Here is a 17,451-nt window from a genome sequence, read left to right on the forward strand (position 1 = left end):
GTGATGACTTCTCCGCTGCCGAACGATCCGGATGTGCATCTGTCGGTGTTCCTGCACGGCGCACGGTTCGACTTCGCTGCCTGCCTCACTGCCGCTCTAATGTTCATTCAGGAGCATCGGGAACGGCACTACGTCGACGCCGTGAACGTGCTCCCTGATAGCGCTGAGGGCTGGCCCAGGCTGCCGTGTGAACGGCTGTATGTCGAGCGATGATGGTTCCTTGCCCGGTGACCGTGCACGCGCGACACTGACCTGTTCGGACCATGACGAGAAGCGAGGTAGACGTGGGGAATGACGAGCAGTTGACCATGGATCTCGGCGTACCCGTCGAGCAGACCGCATGGGGTAAATGGGTCGACCCTGAACGGCGTAAGGCGCAAGCCCAGAAGTTCATGGACCACGCCGGATTGCAACGTATTCCGCCGGAGCCATGGCCGGAAGGTTCGGAGGAAGTGAAGCGGTTAGACCCAATTGTCGCCGACCTGTTCCCGACCAGGGCTGCCGCTGCGGCGGCACCCGATGACGGCGACATGGTTGACGCGTTCGTTTGTTTCATCGGCGCGTGCTTCGAAAGATTCGCAGGGGCCACGTTTATCGATGAAGAATGGTTCGGCCGCGAATATTCGTTTTACGACGAAGTGAATCCCGCATTAGAGATGGACACGGGCGACGAAGAAGACGTCGAGACCGTCTGGGGATTAATCGGCCGTATGATCGAATATTGCCCCGAGGAGCATGAGGGGATGTTTTCAAAAATGGCTGCGGCCATTCGAGAGTACGCATCGCTCCATGAGGGCTATCGCAGCCGCTGAGCTGCCCATATTGGTTCCTAACGGCTACGGTCAAGAAGTTCTCGATATCTCTTCACGCTTCTCGGGGGATCGGTTGGACGAATACGGAAGAGACCGAGAGAACTATAAGCCTCACGAGCGTGGAAGGATATTCGAGAACGGTATCGAAGCGTACTTCAAGGACCGTGAGCGTGGGTATCTCCCCAGTTCCCGCATATACAAGACCCCGGAAGGTCGGATTAAGTTCGACCACGTCAGGGAGGAGCAGGGTAAAACTTTCTCCATCGAGGATAAATCCGGCAGAATCGAGGGACCCAAGGACGAAAAGCAGCTCAAGGCGTTGCGGGTCCTTCTTGAAACAGGTGTCGTGCAGGAACATACGCTACGGTCAGTAGAAGGTGAGGCGGTATCGAAAGACTGTCGGGAACTCATCAACGGTTTGAAGCAAGACTTCCGCGACAGATTCACCCACCTAGAAATCTCGCGAGCTGAAGCCCGGACAATTTGGGCATTGGGCGTGGATTTGGAGCGAAGTAAACAACTCGAACTGCCGGAGCAAGGTAAACAGCTTGAGTTACCGGGCGTAGCAGAGAAGGCGCGAGAGGAGAAAGCGCAGGCGCTACAAAAGCGGCGGGATAAAATCGCTTTGCTGGCGAAGGCGCGGGGGCAAGCCGAGAAGTTCCGGAATATGTTGCGATTCCGCGACGGTGCTACCCGTGGCCGAGCGGAAGCCCCCGAGAGGGTCGAGCGTGATCGACAAGCACAAGCACAAGAACAAGCCAAGCTAGCCAGGCAGGCACGCGAAACGCCGGATGCCCGGGTGACACGTGAGGCTGCCGAACGGGTAGCGCTGGAATTCCCGGTGCCCGAACAGTTTCAGCTACGGGAAGCCGCCGATACTACGGAACAGGCGGCCCGAGAGGCAGCCGACGCCGCCAGCTTGGAGCGTGCAGCAGCCGACGCCCGCACGGCGGAGGAGAAAGCGCGCGAACAAGCCCGCATTGCCCGCGAGGCAGCCGACAACAAAGAACGCGCGGAAGAACTTGCACGACTCCAAGCGCGGGGAGTGCCCCCGGAAGTGGTGAAGATTCTCGGGCTCGGGCAGGCTCAACCACCTTCAGCGGCGGTGCGGGAGCCGCCTGGTCATGCGCCGGGAGTTGTGCGTGGCGGCACCGGACAAGGGCAAGAACGCTCACGCGGAATATCGCGCGACCGATAACGACTCCGGCCGCTGCTCGCAGCCCCGGTGTTCCCTGCTCCGTTAGTCGGAGTGTCCTCCGGTATGGCTGCCACCTATTTCGCCGCTATGGAGCCCATTTGGAGGCATGTTCCTGGTGGGCTATGGACCCTCCCCCGGCAATGGTGGCCCACTCTCAGGCATTCAGGCCAATATTCATGTAGACAGGGGAGGGGTACTCGTTCCGACTGTTCCAAAATTCTCAACAGTGGTTCGGCGACTGGGAATCGCGTCAGTGTGGTAAAGGCCCGGCGAACTCGGGCGACGCGACCAGTGTCACGACAGACCGGCAGCGGCGAGTTCGTCGACGACAACGGTGACTTCTTGAAGAATCTCACGCAGCACTGGAACCAGATCTTTGTACTGGCTGGTTTTAGGAATATCAATGACAGGGCTCGCTTCGAGACGGTCTTTGAATTGAAGGTGAAAACTGTTCGAAGAGGTTGGTGCGAGCCTGAATTTGTTGATGACGTCACCAACTTGCAAGTCGAGGCTCGGAATGCTTTCCTCATGTGCGATCATGAATTCAGGGCTTGGCACTATAAGTAATTTGCGGAGAATGTGTTGGTCACAAGCAGTTGCCGATGCTTGTCTTCGTTGACTAGGTCACACAGGATGCCCAGGGGATGCAAATCGGGATCGGATGCATGATACGGCTGGTGCTTCTCCGCCACAGCGGTGACAGTCGGATTAAAGATGGTTCTGATCGAGACCACATTGCCATTCCTGTCAAACTGCGATTTTCGCGTCGGAAAGTTACGGCCGTGCGGATGCACGGCGTGGTCGAGGGTCGCTCGCAGGTTCGTCAGGGCATCGCCCGTGATCAACGACCATGCATCGGGGACCTCAGTGGGCACCGTCTTGGCGACAGCTTCACAGTCGATCTCTCCGGACTGCTTTGTGCTGTGTTTCCATTTGACTTCGATCTCGACCGGGTGGTCATGTGCGAATATGGAAACCTTCTGTTCCAGATCGTTGATATGGTGTGCCGCGCGGTCTAGCTTGTGCCGCGCGCTCGCGATGCCGGTTATTCCCATGCCCCAAGCGTATGGCTGGCTGGTAGTGCACCCGAATATGACGTCGGCGCGTTCCGGCGGTCTGAGTCTCGGTAGCATTGCGCTCGGCTATTCACCGAGGGGTTTCAGGCTTGAACTGACGGCATGCGGTCGCTTCGTCTCGGCAGGATGGTTCGTTTCGAGTCCCCGAGGCAGTCGGCATCTCGTCAATCGTCAGTTCATTCCCTTCCGAAGCGCCCACAGCTGTCGACCCTGCTCTGGTGTGATGATCGATCGCTCGCGGGCAGTCTTGATCAACTCCCGGAGCGCTTCGTCAGCTCGGTTGCTAACCGCAGCTTCGATTGACTGTCTGCCCTCTTCCATCGCGGCTTTAATTCCGTCCGATGCCCGGACGTACCCAGAGTGTCCGTACGAAAGGTGGTGGCCGGGTACTGGGACGACATTTCCGATCAGCGACTCATCAGAGCTGTCCGTAATCCGAACATGTACGTTGACCGGTCCGAATCTGTCCACTTCACCATGGGATTGCCGCCCAGCTTGGCCGCCCCTGTTCGCAATTCCACCAACCAAGGTTACGGGGTCACCTACTGCCAGTGGACGCCCCTGCCGGTCGCTCGCAACCGTCACTTTGCCCTCTTTCGATCGAAACAGATTCTGCTGCTTGAGCATACGCGGTCTCTCAAATGGAGACGAGGGTGGAGAGCGAAGACCGGCAGGGGGTCGCCGGCCGTTCGCTCTACGTGGATGTGCCGATCTTGTCGTTGCCGGGGGAGGGTGGGGCAGACGGCCCACCTACTGGTATTTCCTCACTCCGTTTCTGCGACCGGTGCCGGGCTGAAAGATTTTGTACGGGTTTCAGATCGACGGATTCACTCGTATGGACCGAGGAATCGCTCACCGTTGAAGTGGATAAGGTGTGTAGGGTCTTCGGCACACCAGACCTCAGTTTCCCACGCAATCTGCGGTAGGTACTCCCTCATCGTCAGGCGATCCGGAAAGCATGAGACATAGATCAGCCCTGGAGTTGCCGACTTGAAAACGGCAGCTAGTTCGCCGCGCCGCTTGGAGTCGACTGGCCCGTGCGAATTTGCGGCTTCGATGAGAACCAGCCAGTCCCGGCCCGGCAGATAGACGATCACGTCGGGCATCTTGCCGTGTTTATCGAAGGTGACGCCAAGCTCGGCAAAGCGGTCCTCTTCAAAAACCGCCAGCTTCGCCCCGGCATCTCCGACGTACAACAGCTCAGCACCGGGAGTGAACCGCGGACAGAAGTCTTCGATGGCCTGTTTGATGAGCGGATTTTGACCGCCCGGCGACAGCCTGAGTACCCGTCCATCCGGTGAAGTCACCGGTATGAGGTTCATCTCGCGGGCGGCAGCGTACTGTGCTTTCAGTCCTGGCACAAGCAAAAGATGGGCAGCTAGGGCCGAGTCGAAGTCGGGAGAGCCGTAACATTGGATAACCTTCAATGCCTCGGTGGTCACCTGGTAGTTCCACTTCGGTGAGTTCTTAGGCCGATCGGGTTGGTCTGGATTCTCCTGCACCAGCAGTGCTTCACAAAACTGATGAAGTGTGGACCGTCGGATAGTCTCACGGGTATTGGGTTTGTACTTTTTGCCGTACTGGTCGTGCATCCAGTCCATGATCGCCCGAGTTCCGAGCATCGAGTTTGTGGCTTCAGTCCAGGGATCGGACGGCCGAAGTTGTAGCAGCGCAAGCAGAGTCAGGGCCGACCGTTCGTTGGAACGCTCTGCGTCCATGCCAAGGGCTTCCAAGACCAACCTTGCTTCGCTGATCTTGCTGGGGATGCTGTTCACGCAGCCGTGCTTACCACAGTCAGAACTTTGTCGACCAGTACGTCGATCTCGGCCTGGTCTGAGAGCTGGTCTGGGGCAGTAGATCCCAACTGCCGCAACGCGTCACGGTCAGGGAACCTCAGCGTTCGTAAGTCGGTTGCGTTCACCTGCGTATGCCCGGAGAACGTTCGGAAGAACCTGTCCACCAGTGATGAGTTGAGCCACAACGACAGTCCGACGGCGGTGTCGCGATCGAGCCCTTTACCTCCGATGTGGAAGACGTTGAGATGGTTCTCGAACGCGACTGGGCCGGGCGACTGCTGTGGTGTCCACACTGCCGCTACGATCCGTCGTCGCTCCTCCTTCGAGGAGAATCGCTTGACAACGCAGTACCAGCCGTTCGGGAGCAGGAGTTTCTCGTCCTTGGGGCTCGCTGGCAGAAACCACTGTGGTTTGCGAATTGCTCTTGGCCAGCTCACGATTCCTGCCCGAAGATTGCCCGGGTAGATCAGCGGCGACGCACCTAGCGTTTCCTCCGAATGAAGCGACTCTTTTGAGCGGAAGTCGACCACACGACCTGTTGAGACCGTGATCCCCAGCGCCTTCAGTGTGGTTGGCAGCGACATCATCTGCTCTGCAACTACGGTGTCTTCGTCGTTGGCCGCGATGCGAATGAAGCGATGCGGGTCGTCTGAATGTACGACTTCGGCATAGGACACTCGGCGGTTGGCGCCAACGTCCTCATGCCCATTGCTGATCGACAGCTCGACGTAGTCCGACTCACCCGACCTGGTCCCGGAGACAATGACGTTCTCCTGAAGCACGCCAGTGTCGGCGAACACGGTGGAGCGAGATTCGAACACGTGGACGCGGTCCAGGGCTATCGCATCCAGCAGATGGCTACGGAACTCGCCGAAGTATGGTCCGTTACAGAATGACCGAGGGGTGATCGCGACAAGCTGCCCACCCGGGGCAAGTGCGGCGGTCGCCAACGCAAGGAACGCAGCGTAGAGGTTTGGTGCGTCAACCCCCATCTGACGGACAGCTGTGCGAGCTGGCGAGGAGGCCGAAAGCTTGGCATAGGGCGGGTTCTGTATCACCAGGTCGAACCCGGTCAGGCGGGTGTCGTGGTTGATGCCTGTTGCCAACTCTATGTAGTCGCCGACGATGAACTCAGTTGTAACCCGGCCTTCGCCCATACTTGAACACGCTTCTAGCGTGCTTTCGAGGTACGGCACCACTCCTGGGTCACACTCAACCGCGACGATATGCACGCGTAACGCGGGCTTCTCCTCCAGAACGCGGTTCACTACCGCAGCAGACAGCATGCCTGAGCCAGCGCCTGGGTCTAAAACGCGGATCAAGCCCTCGTCGGGCAGTCGGGGCATGGATGCGATCAGAGATGCGGCCCGTACAGGTGTGAAAAACTGCCCGAGCGCGTCCTGGCTCTTCTGATCGAGGCTCGCGAGCGCAGCGGTTCGGCTCTGCTCGGCCTGGGCAAGTAGGTCACGCTGCATTGCGCCATCATGCCGCACCATGAGCTGTCGTCAAACGGGGTCTAGCGGCGCGCCGACGTGTCGCGTTCAGGCTTCTATGCCTGGCCATCCGTTCACGAGAGGAGTAGGTGCCGTCACATCCAACTCGTGAGTTGGGTCGACTTAAGACTCTGTCACGCGACTTGCCCACAGCAGAAACCCGGCCTGACCCCGCCATCTACCAAGCGACGGCACACCCCCCTTGGAACCCGTATACACCGCGAACAACAGAGTGGTGCGGTGCTGTGTTGTCGGGTGGGGGAGGGGTCCCTGGGGCCGGTCGTTGACGGTCGCGTCGTGCCGCGGGGCGACCGTCATATGGCACCGGCAGAACACCAGGGAAGCGGGATCGGAACATTTGACTTGCGACACGCTAACGACACGTTTTCAGTGAATGCCGACCGGATTCGATGGGAAGAGACCGGCACAGCATTCCGCTGAGTTCCGCTGGTAGTGGGCACGATTGGGAATCGTTGCTAACGGTGTGCTGGCGACGATCCGCAAAGAAAAGGTCGGGGGTTCGATTCCCCCAGGCGGCTCCATACTTGCTGGTAGAAGCCGTTTTCGTGAGTCGATGGATCAACCCTGAACGGCGCGACTCCCAACTAAATCCCAACAAATTCGTTCTCCATCCCTATCTCAGGGCTCTCCGTCCAGCGCATCGGCAGCGGCATGATGCGCCCGGCCGCGTGCCATGTACCGCCGCTGTGTCATGGCCGGGTGTACGTGCCCCAGCCCGTCCGCTGTCACACGGGCTGATAAGCCCGCGTCATCCAGGATCGTCGCGACAGCACCCCGGAAGCTGTGGACGTCACATCGTCAGGGATACCGAGCGCATCCGAGTTCTGACGCTGACCAGCCCACTTCCCCGGGTTCGGGTGATTGTGGTGGAAATGGATTCCGGCCGCTACATCGCACGCTTGCAGACCGACCCCCACTACCGGTCGGTCCTGCCCGACGTCGCTCCCACCGCACGGGTGCTCGTGGCGGGGTATCACGCCGCGTTCGCGACCCCGCCCAAGTCCGGGACCTCGATCGGTGTGTTCCCGGCGTCGACCCCTTGCTCATCTCGCGTTCGCGGCCATATTCGGCTACGGGGGGTTGCGGCTGTGACGACCTCGCGGAAGATGCTCGGCCGTATCGGCGCGCTGCTATGCAAAGCCGAGGGCACCGACAACCAGTACGAGGCCAAGGCGTTCTTGGCGATGGCGCAACGGCCGGCCACGCAGATTCGATCGATCTGGCGGTGGCGCGGGCCGCGTCACCGCGCGGGCTGGCGAAGGCGATGCCGGTGATGCGGCAGATCCCGATGGGTGAGCGCGGCACCCGTGGGCTGGCAACGTATGTGCAGTTGTTCGTCGCGATCGCCTCGGCCAACGACGTGCGCGTGGACGCCGCGCCCCTCGCATTCGCGGCAGCGCAATAGTTTTGGGCATGATGTTGCGATGTCCGAGGAAGAGATGAAGCAGAAGTCCTGGCAGCGGTGGATCACCCGGCTCCTGGGTCGTCCCGGCGAGCGCGGTGTAGTGAAACGGCGGAAGCCGGAGATCGAGATCCCCGCTGGCCCGCCGCCGAGCGAATTGGTGATCGTGGAGATCTGGGACGGCGACGGTGCGCAGGCCGAACGGGGCGATTTCGTCGAAGTCCACTACGTGGGCGTCACGTTCTCCACCGGAACGGAGTTCGATTCGAGCTGGGAGCTCGGCGAACCGTTCGCATTCACACTGGGCGCCGGGCAGGTCATCGAGGGCTGGGACGAGGGTGTGCACGGCATGCGAGTCGGCGGCCGCAGGAAGCTGATCATCCCGCCCCAGCTCGCATACGGCGACCGAGGCGCCGGGAGCACCGTCGCGCCGGGGGAGACGCTCGTCTTCGTGATTGATTTGATCGCGACCTGAACCTGTCCGAAGGTCGTAATCCGAGCTGGTGGCCCAGTTGGCGGCCCAGGCCGGCGCGAGCGGGCTGCAGCTCAGCGGCGAGGGTGGATTGCAGCAGCTGACCAAGCTGGTGGTCGAGTCCGCCCTCGATGGCGAGATCACCGATCACCTCGGCTACGACCACGGTGATCTTGCGGGCCGTGGAACGGGGCAACTCACGCAAGAGCCGATCCAAGGTCACCGCGTCGTGTGCGCCGACGACGGCAGCAACACGATGTCGGCACCGCAGGCCGTGACATGACGCCGCCCGTCATCAGGGCGATACCGCGCGGGCTGTCGCGCTCACCGACGCGGCCATTGCCGTAGACGGTGCGCACCCGATCCTGGGGGTGTACGACCGCTATCAGCGCGCCGAACTGCTGGCGGTGCGCCGTGAGGCGCGGCAGGCGGGCAGGGCGCTGGCGGCGGCTGACAAGGCGGCGGAGACGGCGGCCGAGGTTCCGTTGCCCAGCTTCGGCTACTGGTACACCACTGGGTTCTGGGGCGTGCAACGCGGCATCGTGTTGGCATTGCTGGGGCGGCAGACCGACGCGGTGAGGGAAGGCGAGCAGGGGTGGCGGCCATGCCTGCCGAGCATCGCACCGCCGGGTGGCTGGCGTCGATGCTGCGCCAAGTCCACCCGGAGATGGACGCGGGCGGCGGTGCGTGAACGGCGGCAGCGGATGTGCTGACTCAACGCGGCAATCACCGCTCGGCGCGGCGACTGGTGAAGTCGAAGGAGTCGCCGTCGATGCCCCAGGAGATGATCCGATCGGGATGGATCCGAATGATCGAGCGTTCCTGGGGAGGGAACGGCGGTTCCTGATCTTCGAGCGCCTCGGCCGTGCCTCGTATTTCGATGCCGCGAATCACATACGGCTCCAACGAGACCTGCTGATCGACGACGAAAGACACCCGGCTGCCTGCTTCGACGTTGCGGTACTTGCGGCTGGTGCGCATGCGCATACCGCCGATATCGATGGTGCCGTCGGCGTTCACCCGATAGCTGGTCGGGTTGTTCTGCACCACTCCGTCGGGCGACACCGTGGCCAGCCGACCGATCCCGGCTTCCGCGAGAAACTGCTGTTCATTGCTGGTGAAGGTCATGTCAGTACTCCTCAGTGAATTCGATATCAGGCGTGCCCCCGGCGATCAGCCGGATGTTGTCGGGTGTGGGAAGCGCAAGTTGTCGCCTGCCGCGTGCTCTGAGATCAGAACAGAATCAGCGCGGCGCACAGGCCGGCAATGGCAATGAACTGCAGGGTGACCCGGTACTTCAGAATGCTGTCCCACTTGTCCTGCAGCGCACGGGCATTGGGGGGAATGATGCCACTCTGCGCAGCGGCGGTCTGCTGGGAGTTGATCGGCTTGGCGATGCGGACGTAGAAGGCGAGCCAGGTGAGCAGTGCCGCCACCGTGATCCCCGCCGCGACAGCGGCGCCGATCTGCCCGGCCCACAGCGCGATCAGCAGCGTGAGCACCGCGGTGACCACACCGACCACACCGACAACCGGCATGCGCTTGTCGCCGTAGTAGTGACCCCATCCCGCACTCATGGTGACGGTCGCGTCATCGAGCTTGCGGTACACGGACCGGGTGATCACAGCCACGGAGACATCGGTGCCGTAGACGATGGCGTTGGAGAGAACGGCGGCGGCGGCGATGGTCTGGCCGGCGATGATGAGCATTCTCGGCTTCCCTTTCGAGATTCTAGCGTTGTTAGGAACTGGAGCAACGGTAACACTTCCTTCGCTATTTTGTCTAGCCTTGCTAGATTTCAGATCGCGTGAGGGTCGCCATGTGTCGTCGATCGCCCACCCCGACGCGGTCGGCTGCCCGCAACCCTGCCGACGAGGACCGGGACCGCAATGAGCCCCAGCGCAACCAGTGAATCGAGCAGACCGAATCTGCTGACGTTCGATGACCTTGCCGGGCGACAGCACCTCGATGCCGGTGAGCCGACCTACGGGGTGCGCCAAAACTAGTGACACTAGATTGTCAAGCGATGCTATAGTCGGCCTATGGGGATCCAGACGCGACGAGAGCGGGAACGCGCCGAACGGCACCGGCTGATCATCGACACCGCTCGGGAGTTGGCGGAGTCGCAGGGCTGGGACGCGGTGACTGTGCGCAGGCTGGCGGAACGGATCGAATACAGCCAGCCCGTGCTGTATTCGCACTTCGCGGGCAAGGACGAGATCGTCACGGCGGTCGCCGAGGAGGGCATCGCGGAGATGGCCGCGTGGAGCCGTGCGGCACTGGAGTCCGCGGGCGGCGAGCCGCGCGCTGCGTTGGCGGCGGTGGCGCGGTCCTACCTCGACTTCGCTACCGCGCGGCCCGCGCTCTACGACGCGATGTTCCTGATGAAAGTGAACCTCACGTTCGGCGAGAATGCCTCGCAGCCGCTGCGGGACGCGTTCGCCGTCATGTTCGCCGCCTTCTCACCCTTCGCGGGCGACCACGATCCGGAGACCTTCACCGAGGTCGGCTGGAGCGCCCTGCACGGCCTGGCGACCCTGGAGCGCGGCGGACGTCTGCGGCCGGCTCAACGGGACGCCCGCCTGGCGGTGCTGGTCGACCAGTGGACCCGGTAGATCGCACAAGTCGAAGGCGAGGCTCGCGTACGGCGCACACGGACCGAAGTTCAGTCGAGCACCCGGGTGAGAAGTGCGGCGAGGTGATTCCGCTCGGTGGGTGACAAGGCGTTGAGCAGGTCCTCCTGAACCGCTGAGAGAGCCGAGTCCAGTTCTTCGAGCCGCTGATGCCCTGCCGGGGTCAGGGTGATCAGGTTGCGGCGTCGGTCGCGGGGATCCGAGGTACGTGTGACGTGACCCTGCTCTTTCAGTTCCGCGAGCATCGTGTGCATGTCGCTCTGGTCGATTCCGCACCGTTGGCCGATCCGTACCTGACTGTCCGGACCGAACTCGTCGAGCGCGGCGAGGATCGCGAAATGGTAGGCGCGCCCGCCGGCCGTGGCCGTCGCCTCGGCGATGAGCCGGTGCGCGCGTGCCGCGGCCTTGCTGATCAGCCAGCTCGGTTTGCCGCGCAGGCGGGTGGGTGCTTCCTCCAGCTCCATGGGCGGAAGCTTAGTCAATTCCTTGGACTGTCCCACGAATGCCATTATCCTTGGTACACCCAAGCTTGGATGACCCAAGGAATATGGAAGGTGTAGCGATGTCACTCACTTCGGAGGAAGCGCGGGCTGCGAGTGCCCGTGTGCGCGAGCACGCCGCCGAACTCGGCGTGCGGGTCTCGGTTGCGATCGCCGACGGCGGTGGGCACCTGCTGGTTGTCGATCGCATGGATGGTGCCCCACCGCTGTCGGCTCGCGTTGCCCCGGCGAAAGCGACCAGCGTGGCGCTGTTTCACCGCGACGGCAGCGAGTTGGCGCGTCTGCAACAAGCGTGGCCCGCACTGTTCGCACAAATGGATCAGGTGGCAGGGACACCCGTCATCGCAGGCGCGGGTGCACGGTTGATACGGCGCGACGATGCCGTCATCGGTGCGCTCGCAGTCAGTGGCAGCTTGCCCGAACACGACGACCAGTGCGCGGAGGCCGGGATAGCTTGGCTTTCAGCCGCACCGACGACGTCGTCCCAGGCGAAGTAGAAGACGGAATGTCTCAAGCGAATCTCTGGACGAATTCCAGCGCGATCTCGGCCACTTCTCGCCATCCGCTGTCGATGGTGAGCGCATGCCCGCGGCCTGGGATCTCGCGGAATTCGGTGATGCCGGGGTTCTTCTGCTGCTTGCGATACTCCGCTTCGGTGATGGCGCGGGGCACGGTGTTGTCCTTCTCGCCGGACACGATCAGCAGCGGTCCGCGCTCGGGATTGTCGGTGTCGACCTTGGTCTGCGACCACGGATTCAGATTGGCGGCAGCGGCCTGGAACAGCGGCGCGCCGGGTGCGGCGACGGCGAAGGTCTCGAACAGTTGCTTGGCTTCGTCCTCGCTCACGGCGTTGGCGAAGCTGTAGCGGAACTGCTCGAAGGTCAGCGGGACGGCGCGGTGCCGGTTCGCCGGGTTGGTGAGAACCGGCGCGGCCGCCCGGAGTGAGCTGAGCGGCAGTGGCAGTACACCGCGGAACGGGGCCGGATCGATGGCCACGGTCGCCACCGACAGCCCACGGCCCGCGACGATCTGGGCCAGGAGGCCGCCGAAGGAGTGCCCGACGACGGCAGGCTTGCGCTGCAATTCGCCGATGACCGTGGCGACGTGATCGGCCACCTGGCCGACCGTTTTGCCCGCGAATGCCTCCGGATGCTCGTGCGCCGCTGCGACGGTTTGCGGGTCGTCAGGCCAGTTGGCGGCGACCGGCGCGTAGCCGGCCGCCGCGAACAGCTCCGTCCACCGGTCCCAGCTACTGGCCAGCAGCCACAGGCCGTGGATGAACACCACCGGAGTATGTCCGGTGGCGTTGGCTTTTTCGATCTGTTCGCGGGTGGTCTGGTCGATGGAAGATGTGATGCTCATGCGGTTTTCCCCTTATCGGGCGGCTTGTTCGATGATCGCGGCGACTGCCGCGGGCTGAGAGACCAGGACGGCATGCGAGGCGGTGACCTCGCTGGTGTGCGCGCCCATTCGTTCCGCCATGAAACGTTGTGCCGCGGGCGGGATCACCCGGTCCTCGGCGGAGACCAGGTACCAGCTCGGCGTTGTGGACCAGGACGCTGGACCCGACGGCTCGATATTGGTGGTGGCGGCGATGGAGCGCTGATGGGCGATCATGGTGGCGGTGGTGGCGGCGTCGACGTCCTGGGCGAATACCTCGTGGAAGTAGGCAGGTTCGACGTAGCCGTCGAGGCCGGTGTCCACCGGTTTCAGCGCCAGGGCTGGTGGCTGCAGCCGACTGCCCGGAAACCGGATCGGGTCCAGCGCGATCGCGATCGGTTCGCCCTCCCTGGGGGCGAACGCGGCGATGTAGACCACCGCCTGCACGTCGGGATCATCGACGTTGGTGATGACCGCACCGCCGTAGGAGTGCCCGACGAGCACGATGGGTCCGTCGATACTCGACAGAGTCCGCTCGACGGCCGCCGCGTCGCCGACGGGTCCACGCAGCGGATTGTCGGGCGTCACAACGCGGTAGCCGTCCGCGCGCAGCCTTGTGGCGACCCCGTCCCAGCTGGTCGTATCGGCGAACGCGCCGTGCACCAGCACGATGGTCGGCGGGGCGGATGAAGCGGCGGCCGGGGCGGTCGCACCGGCCACCGCCGCCACGCTCACCATCGCCAGCAAGGTCTTGTTCACTGCACGTCTCATGGGTGCGGCCTTCCGGTACGCGGACCGGCGTGGTCTATGGTCGCGCCGGTTTTCGTTGGGTTCGGGCGAAGTGGTCATGGTTGTGCCAGGACTCGACGGAGGAATGCGATGGCCTGGGTGATGGCGGCTTCGGCGGCATGGGTGCCACGCAGCGCGTTGAGCATGACGAAATCGTGGATGATGCCCTGGTAGCGGACCGCGGTCACCGCAACGCCCGCCTCGCGCAGCTTGTCGGCGTAGGCTTCGCCCTCGTCGCGCAGTACGTCGGCCTCGGCGGTTATGACCAATGCCTCCGGCAGTCCGGCTAGGTGTTCGCTGCCCGCGCGCAGCGGCGCGGCCGTGATCTCGCTGCGCTGGGCCGGATCGCTGATGTATTGGTCCCAGAACCACTCCATGGCGTCGCGCCGCAGGAAGTAGCCGGTCGCGAACTGCCGGTAGGAGCCGGTGTCGAACGAGGCATCGGTCACCGGATAGAACAGCACCTGCCCGGCCAACGTCGGTCCGCCGCGCTCTTTGGTCAGCAGGGTCAGCGCCGCGCTCATGTTCCCGCCGACCGAATCCCCGGCCACCGCGATCCGCGCGGGATCGAGCCCATGGCCGGCCCCTTCGTCCGCGATCCACCGCAGCGCGTCGAATGCCTGCTCGAGGGCGGTGGGGTAGCGCGCCTCCGGCGAGAGGCTGTAGTTGACGAACACCACCGCAGCGCCCACACCCGCGGCCAATTCACGGGCCAGCCGGCCATGGGTGTGGTCGTTACCGAAAACCCAGCCCGCGCCATGGATGTACAGGATCACCGGCAGGGGGCCGGTCACTGCGGATGGCCGGAATACGGTCAGATCCGGATCGGACAGCACCTCGCGGTCGGTGCCCGGTACCTCGATCTCGGGGGACTGGACCTCGTCGACGGCTTTGCGACCCTCGATCGGGCCCAGATCGAACAGAAAGGGAGGATTGGCGGTGGCCTCCACGAAGGCCTGCGCCGCCGGCTCCAGGACGGGTTTGCTCATGTGCTCTCCTGCACGAAATCGAGTAGGGACACCCCGCACAGTGCCTGCTCTCACCGCGGTCCGAATCCTTGGAACCCCCTAGTGCCGAGCGGTGTGAATTGCCGTTAGTTAACTTGTTCGCATGTTTCTCCATGGCCGGAAAGCGGAGGCCGCCGAACTCGCGGGTCTGGTGCACAACGCGGAGTCCGGGCTCAGTGCGGTGCGGGTGATTCGGGGACCTGCGGGTATCGGCAAAACGGCGCTATTGGAGCAGGTGATCGCGAACGCCTCCGGGATACGGGTCATGCGCGTGTCAGGGGTCGAGGTCGAACAGGAGTTGGGTTTCGCGGGGCTGCATCGGTTGCTGCTGCCGCTGCTGGGGGAGCGCGGTCGCCTGCCCGGACCGCAGCGCGACGCGCTGGAGACGGCATTCGGCATGCTGGCGGCCCCGGCCCCGCCGGACCAGTTCCTGGTCGGCCTGGCCGCCTTGACCCTGCTCGCCGAGGCTGCCGCCGAGCGCCCCTTGCTGGCGGTGTGTGATGACGCGCATTGGCTGGACCGCGAATCTTCGCAGGTGCTGGCGTTCGTCGCCCGGCGATTGGACGCCGAGGCGATCGTGCTGTTGCTCGGTGTCCGTGACGACGACCCGGATCCGGGATTGGCCGGGCTGCCGGAAATGCCGCTGGCGGGACTGTCCGACCCGGAGGCCGCGCGACTGCTGGAGACCGCGGGCGTCGCCGAGGTCGACCATGTGATCGCGATGCGATTGCTTTCCGAGACCGATGGCAATCCCTTGGCGATTCTCGAACTGGCGCGCGCACTCGGCGAGGGCAGTCCGATCCAGCCCGGCCTGCGCGGTCACCTCCCCTTGGACCGCCGACTGGAGGAGCGCTTCCTGCGCAGTACCCGAGCCCTGGACACGGCGACCCAGATTTTGTTGCTGGTGGTGGCCGCGGCCGCCGAGGACGATCCGGACCTGATCCGGCGTGCGTTCACCACATTGAGCTCCACGGCCTTCGACATCGCGCTGGAGCAAGCCGGCCGAGCCGAACTGCTGGTCCAGGAAACGGGATCCGGTGCACTACGCTTCCGCCACCCCTTGATCCGGTCGGCCGTCTACGGTGGCGCCCCCGGGATGAGCCGCAGGCAGATCCACGCCGCACTGGCCGAGGCCGCGGACCCGATCCGCGATGCGGATCGCCGCGCCTGGCACCGGGCCGGAGCCGTCGAGAACGCCGACGCCGAGGTCGCGGCCGAATTGGAAGCCGCGGCCGCGCGCGCCGGGGAACGCGGCGGACACCTGGCGCAGGCGGCCTTCCTGCGCCGCGCCGCCGAACTGACACCCACGGGTCCCGAACGCAATGCGCGCTTGCTCACCGCGGCCGGCGCCGCTCTCACCGCGGGTGCTCCCCACCTGGCCGAACAACTGCTCAATAAGCAGACACCGGACCTCGGCGTCGCGATCCTCGACGCCTACACCATGCGGTTGCGGGGCTTCTTGAACGTGATGCTCGGCCGCACCGGTGCGGTCCCCCTCCTCTTCGAAGCCGCGTTGGGTTTCCGCGACTTCGATGTCCGTGCCGCGCGCGACACGCTGCTCGAGGCATTCGACGCGGTCATCGTCGTCGCCCGGATCGGCTCCGGCATGAGCGCACGACGCATCGCCGAGACCGCGCTCGAGACACCGCGGGCTTCCGAGACGCCCACCCTCGCCGATCTGCTGCTCGAGGCGCACGCCGAACTGGTCGGCCGCGACTACGTCTCGGCGGTGCCGCGGCTGCGCCAGGCGCAGACGGCAATGCTCGCCGAAGGCGCGGAGAACGGAGAGGCCGCACGCTGGTTCCTGCTCGGCGCGCTGCTCGCCATCGAACTGTGGGATGTCGATGTCCTCGGTATAGCCGCCCGGCGCTACGCCGTGGCCGCCCGCGGGCGTGGCGCACTACGCGCGCTGCAAGTCGCGACACACGGCCTCGCGACCCATGCGGTGCTGTGCGGACGACTGGCCGTGGCAGCGGCGTACTACGCCGAATTCATGGATGTCGCCACCGCGATCCGCGCGGATCTGCGCTATGCCGAGAGCAGTGACGCGCTGCTGCACGGTTGGCGCGGTGACGAGATCCGCACCCTGGCCGCAGTGCGCGTGCAGGCCGGTCCCGACGCCGAGCGGCCGGGCGGGCTTCAGGTGCAGATCGCGCGCACCGCACTGGTGATCCTGCGGCTGGGCCAATGCCGGTATCCCGAAGCGCAGGAGGCGGCGTCAGTGATATTCGACGAAGACCCACCGCATTTCGGCAACATCGTGCTGCCTGATCTGATCGAGGCGGCCTGCCGCGCCAACGATACGCGCGTGGCCGGGCAGGCGCTGCGACGATTGACCGAGCGCGCCACCGCCAGCGGAACGCCCTGGGCCAGAGCGGTTCTGACGCGCAGCCAGGCCCTGTGCGCCGATGGCCCGGCAGCCGAAGCGCTGTACCTCGAGGCGCTGTCCCTGCTGGAATCGACGCCGCTGATCCCTGAACTGGCGCGTACCCGCTTGCTCTACGGCGAATGGCTACGGCGTCGGCGCCGCCGCCGCGCCGCCCGCGACCAACTCCGCGCCGCCCACGAGACATTCCTCGACATGGGCGCCACCGCGTTCGCCGAACGCGCCCGAGCCGAACTGTCCGCGACCGGCGAAGAACCCCGCCGACGCAACCCCTCGACCCTCTACGATTTGACCGCTCGCGAACTGCAGGTAGCCAATCTCGCCGCGTCCGGCATCACCAACCAGCAGATCGCCGCCGAGTTGTTCCTCAGCACCGCCACCGTCGAGTACCACCTGCGCAAAATCTTCCGCAAGCTCGGCGTCACCTCACGGCGGGAACTGCGGCACCAGCTTTGAACGGAGCGCCACCTCAGGCCGTCGGCCAGT

General features: G+C 64.0%; 18 protein-coding genes and 3 pseudogenes. 10 read left to right on the top strand and 11 right to left on the bottom strand.

The genetic code is table 11. The features are described from left to right. Positions 1 to 3: 3 nt before the first annotated feature. The 3 genes from QMG86_RS00140 (at position 4) to QMG86_RS00150 (ending at position 2,010) form a co-directional block, all read left to right on the top strand. Positions 4 to 213, top strand: a complete 210-nt coding sequence (locus QMG86_RS00140; protein WP_281876933.1) for a hypothetical protein — start codon at positions 4 to 6, stop codon at positions 211 to 213. Positions 214 to 284: 71 nt separating this feature from the next. Continuing rightward, positions 285 to 812, top strand: a complete 528-nt coding sequence (locus QMG86_RS00145; RefSeq protein ID WP_281876935.1) for a hypothetical protein — start codon at positions 285 to 287, stop codon at positions 810 to 812. Next, positions 790 to 2,010 carry a coiled-coil domain-containing protein gene (locus QMG86_RS00150; protein ID WP_281876937.1) on the top strand — a complete coding sequence of 407 codons (1,221 nt, stop codon included), beginning with the start codon at positions 790 to 792 and terminating at the stop codon, positions 2,008 to 2,010. Before QMG86_RS00145 ends, QMG86_RS00150 begins: the two co-directional genes overlap by 23 nt. A gap of 294 nt (positions 2,011 to 2,304) precedes the next feature. Here the strand turns inward: QMG86_RS00150 and QMG86_RS00155 are convergent, their stop codons facing one another. The 5 genes and pseudogenes from QMG86_RS00155 to QMG86_RS00175 all read right to left on the bottom strand — a co-directional run. Then, complete coding sequence (locus QMG86_RS00155; protein WP_281876939.1) at positions 2,305 to 2,568, bottom strand: hypothetical protein; 264 nt, start codon at positions 2,566 to 2,568, stop codon at positions 2,305 to 2,307. Then, the gene (locus QMG86_RS00160) at positions 2,568 to 3,065 is read right to left on the bottom strand and encodes a hypothetical protein (RefSeq protein ID WP_281876941.1); all 498 of its coding nucleotides are present in this window, start codon (positions 3,063 to 3,065) and stop codon (positions 2,568 to 2,570) included. The genes QMG86_RS00155 and QMG86_RS00160 overlap by 1 nt, the downstream gene beginning before the upstream one ends. 848 nt (positions 3,066 to 3,913) lie before the next feature. Next, positions 3,914 to 4,861 carry a BsuBI/PstI family type II restriction endonuclease gene (locus tag QMG86_RS00165; RefSeq protein WP_281876943.1) on the bottom strand — a complete coding sequence of 316 codons (948 nt, stop codon included), beginning with the start codon at positions 4,859 to 4,861 and terminating at the stop codon, positions 3,914 to 3,916. Beyond that, positions 4,858 to 6,357, bottom strand: a complete 1,500-nt coding sequence (locus tag QMG86_RS00170; RefSeq protein WP_281876944.1) for an Eco57I restriction-modification methylase domain-containing protein — start codon at positions 6,355 to 6,357, stop codon at positions 4,858 to 4,860. Before QMG86_RS00170 ends, QMG86_RS00165 begins: the two co-directional genes overlap by 4 nt. 657 nt (positions 6,358 to 7,014) lie before the next feature. Then, positions 7,015 to 7,217: pseudogene (locus tag QMG86_RS00175) on the bottom strand (tyrosine-type recombinase/integrase); the annotation flags it as partial. A gap of 285 nt (positions 7,218 to 7,502) precedes the next feature. Here QMG86_RS00175 and QMG86_RS00180 point away from each other — a divergent pair. The 4 genes and pseudogenes from QMG86_RS00180 to QMG86_RS00195 form a co-directional block, all read left to right on the top strand. Beyond that, positions 7,503 to 7,774: pseudogene (locus QMG86_RS00180) on the top strand (DUF2786 domain-containing protein); the annotation flags it as partial. A gap of 127 nt (positions 7,775 to 7,901) precedes the next feature. Next, on the top strand, positions 7,902 to 8,273 hold the full coding sequence (locus QMG86_RS00185) for an FKBP-type peptidyl-prolyl cis-trans isomerase (RefSeq protein ID WP_281881287.1): 372 nt from the start codon (positions 7,902 to 7,904) through the stop codon (positions 8,271 to 8,273). A 25-nt stretch (positions 8,274 to 8,298) separates the two neighbouring features. After that, a pseudogene (locus QMG86_RS00190) lies at positions 8,299 to 8,463 on the top strand (IS256 family transposase); the annotation flags it as partial. Between the two features lie 178 nt (positions 8,464 to 8,641). Then, positions 8,642 to 8,983 carry a hypothetical protein gene (locus tag QMG86_RS00195; protein WP_281876945.1) on the top strand — a complete coding sequence of 114 codons (342 nt, stop codon included), beginning with the start codon at positions 8,642 to 8,644 and terminating at the stop codon, positions 8,981 to 8,983. 13 nt (positions 8,984 to 8,996) lie between these two features. On the opposite strand, the gene QMG86_RS00200 is transcribed toward QMG86_RS00195, so the two are convergent. Further along, a complete protein-coding gene (locus QMG86_RS00200) occupies positions 8,997 to 9,398 on the bottom strand; it encodes a PPOX class F420-dependent oxidoreductase (RefSeq protein ID WP_281876946.1) in 402 nt (133 codons plus the stop codon). A gap of 104 nt (positions 9,399 to 9,502) precedes the next feature. Beyond that, positions 9,503 to 9,979 (bottom strand): DUF1772 domain-containing protein, encoded by a 477-nt coding sequence (locus QMG86_RS00205; protein WP_281876947.1) that lies wholly within the window; start codon positions 9,977 to 9,979, stop codon positions 9,503 to 9,505. 333 nt (positions 9,980 to 10,312) lie between these two features. Between QMG86_RS00205 and QMG86_RS00210 the strand changes: the two genes are divergently transcribed. Then, the gene (locus tag QMG86_RS00210) at positions 10,313 to 10,885 is read left to right on the top strand and encodes a TetR/AcrR family transcriptional regulator (RefSeq protein WP_281876948.1); all 573 of its coding nucleotides are present in this window, start codon (positions 10,313 to 10,315) and stop codon (positions 10,883 to 10,885) included. A 50-nt stretch (positions 10,886 to 10,935) separates the two neighbouring features. On the opposite strand, the gene QMG86_RS00215 is transcribed toward QMG86_RS00210, so the two are convergent. Beyond that, on the bottom strand, positions 10,936 to 11,367 hold the full coding sequence (locus QMG86_RS00215) for a MarR family winged helix-turn-helix transcriptional regulator (RefSeq protein WP_281876949.1): 432 nt from the start codon (positions 11,365 to 11,367) through the stop codon (positions 10,936 to 10,938). 140 nt (positions 11,368 to 11,507) lie between these two features. On the opposite strand from QMG86_RS00215, the gene QMG86_RS00220 reads away from it, so the two are divergent. Next, positions 11,508 to 11,900 (top strand): GlcG/HbpS family heme-binding protein, encoded by a 393-nt coding sequence (locus QMG86_RS00220; protein WP_281876950.1) that lies wholly within the window; start codon positions 11,508 to 11,510, stop codon positions 11,898 to 11,900. A gap of 13 nt (positions 11,901 to 11,913) precedes the next feature. Here QMG86_RS00220 and QMG86_RS00225 read toward each other — a convergent pair whose 3' ends face one another. The 3 genes from QMG86_RS00225 to QMG86_RS00235 all read right to left on the bottom strand — a co-directional run bounded on the left by QMG86_RS00225 (position 11,914) and on the right by QMG86_RS00235 (position 14,561). Next, positions 11,914 to 12,765 carry an alpha/beta fold hydrolase gene (locus tag QMG86_RS00225; RefSeq protein WP_281876951.1) on the bottom strand — a complete coding sequence of 284 codons (852 nt, stop codon included), beginning with the start codon at positions 12,763 to 12,765 and terminating at the stop codon, positions 11,914 to 11,916. 12 nt (positions 12,766 to 12,777) lie between these two features. Then, positions 12,778 to 13,554: an alpha/beta hydrolase gene (locus QMG86_RS00230; protein ID WP_281876952.1), complete on the bottom strand. Its 777-nt coding sequence runs from the start codon at positions 13,552 to 13,554 to the stop codon at positions 12,778 to 12,780. 74 nt (positions 13,555 to 13,628) lie between these two features. Beyond that, complete coding sequence (locus QMG86_RS00235; protein WP_281876953.1) at positions 13,629 to 14,561, bottom strand: alpha/beta hydrolase; 933 nt, start codon at positions 14,559 to 14,561, stop codon at positions 13,629 to 13,631. A gap of 121 nt (positions 14,562 to 14,682) precedes the next feature. Between QMG86_RS00235 and QMG86_RS00240 the strand changes: the two genes are divergently transcribed. Next, positions 14,683 to 17,421 (top strand): LuxR C-terminal-related transcriptional regulator, encoded by a 2,739-nt coding sequence (locus QMG86_RS00240; RefSeq protein WP_281876954.1) that lies wholly within the window; start codon positions 14,683 to 14,685, stop codon positions 17,419 to 17,421. Positions 17,422 to 17,451 lie beyond the last annotated feature (30 nt).

The sequence above is a fragment of the Nocardia sputorum genome, assembly GCF_027924405.1.
Taxonomy (GTDB): Bacteria; Actinomycetota; Actinomycetes; order Mycobacteriales; family Mycobacteriaceae; genus Nocardia; species Nocardia sputorum.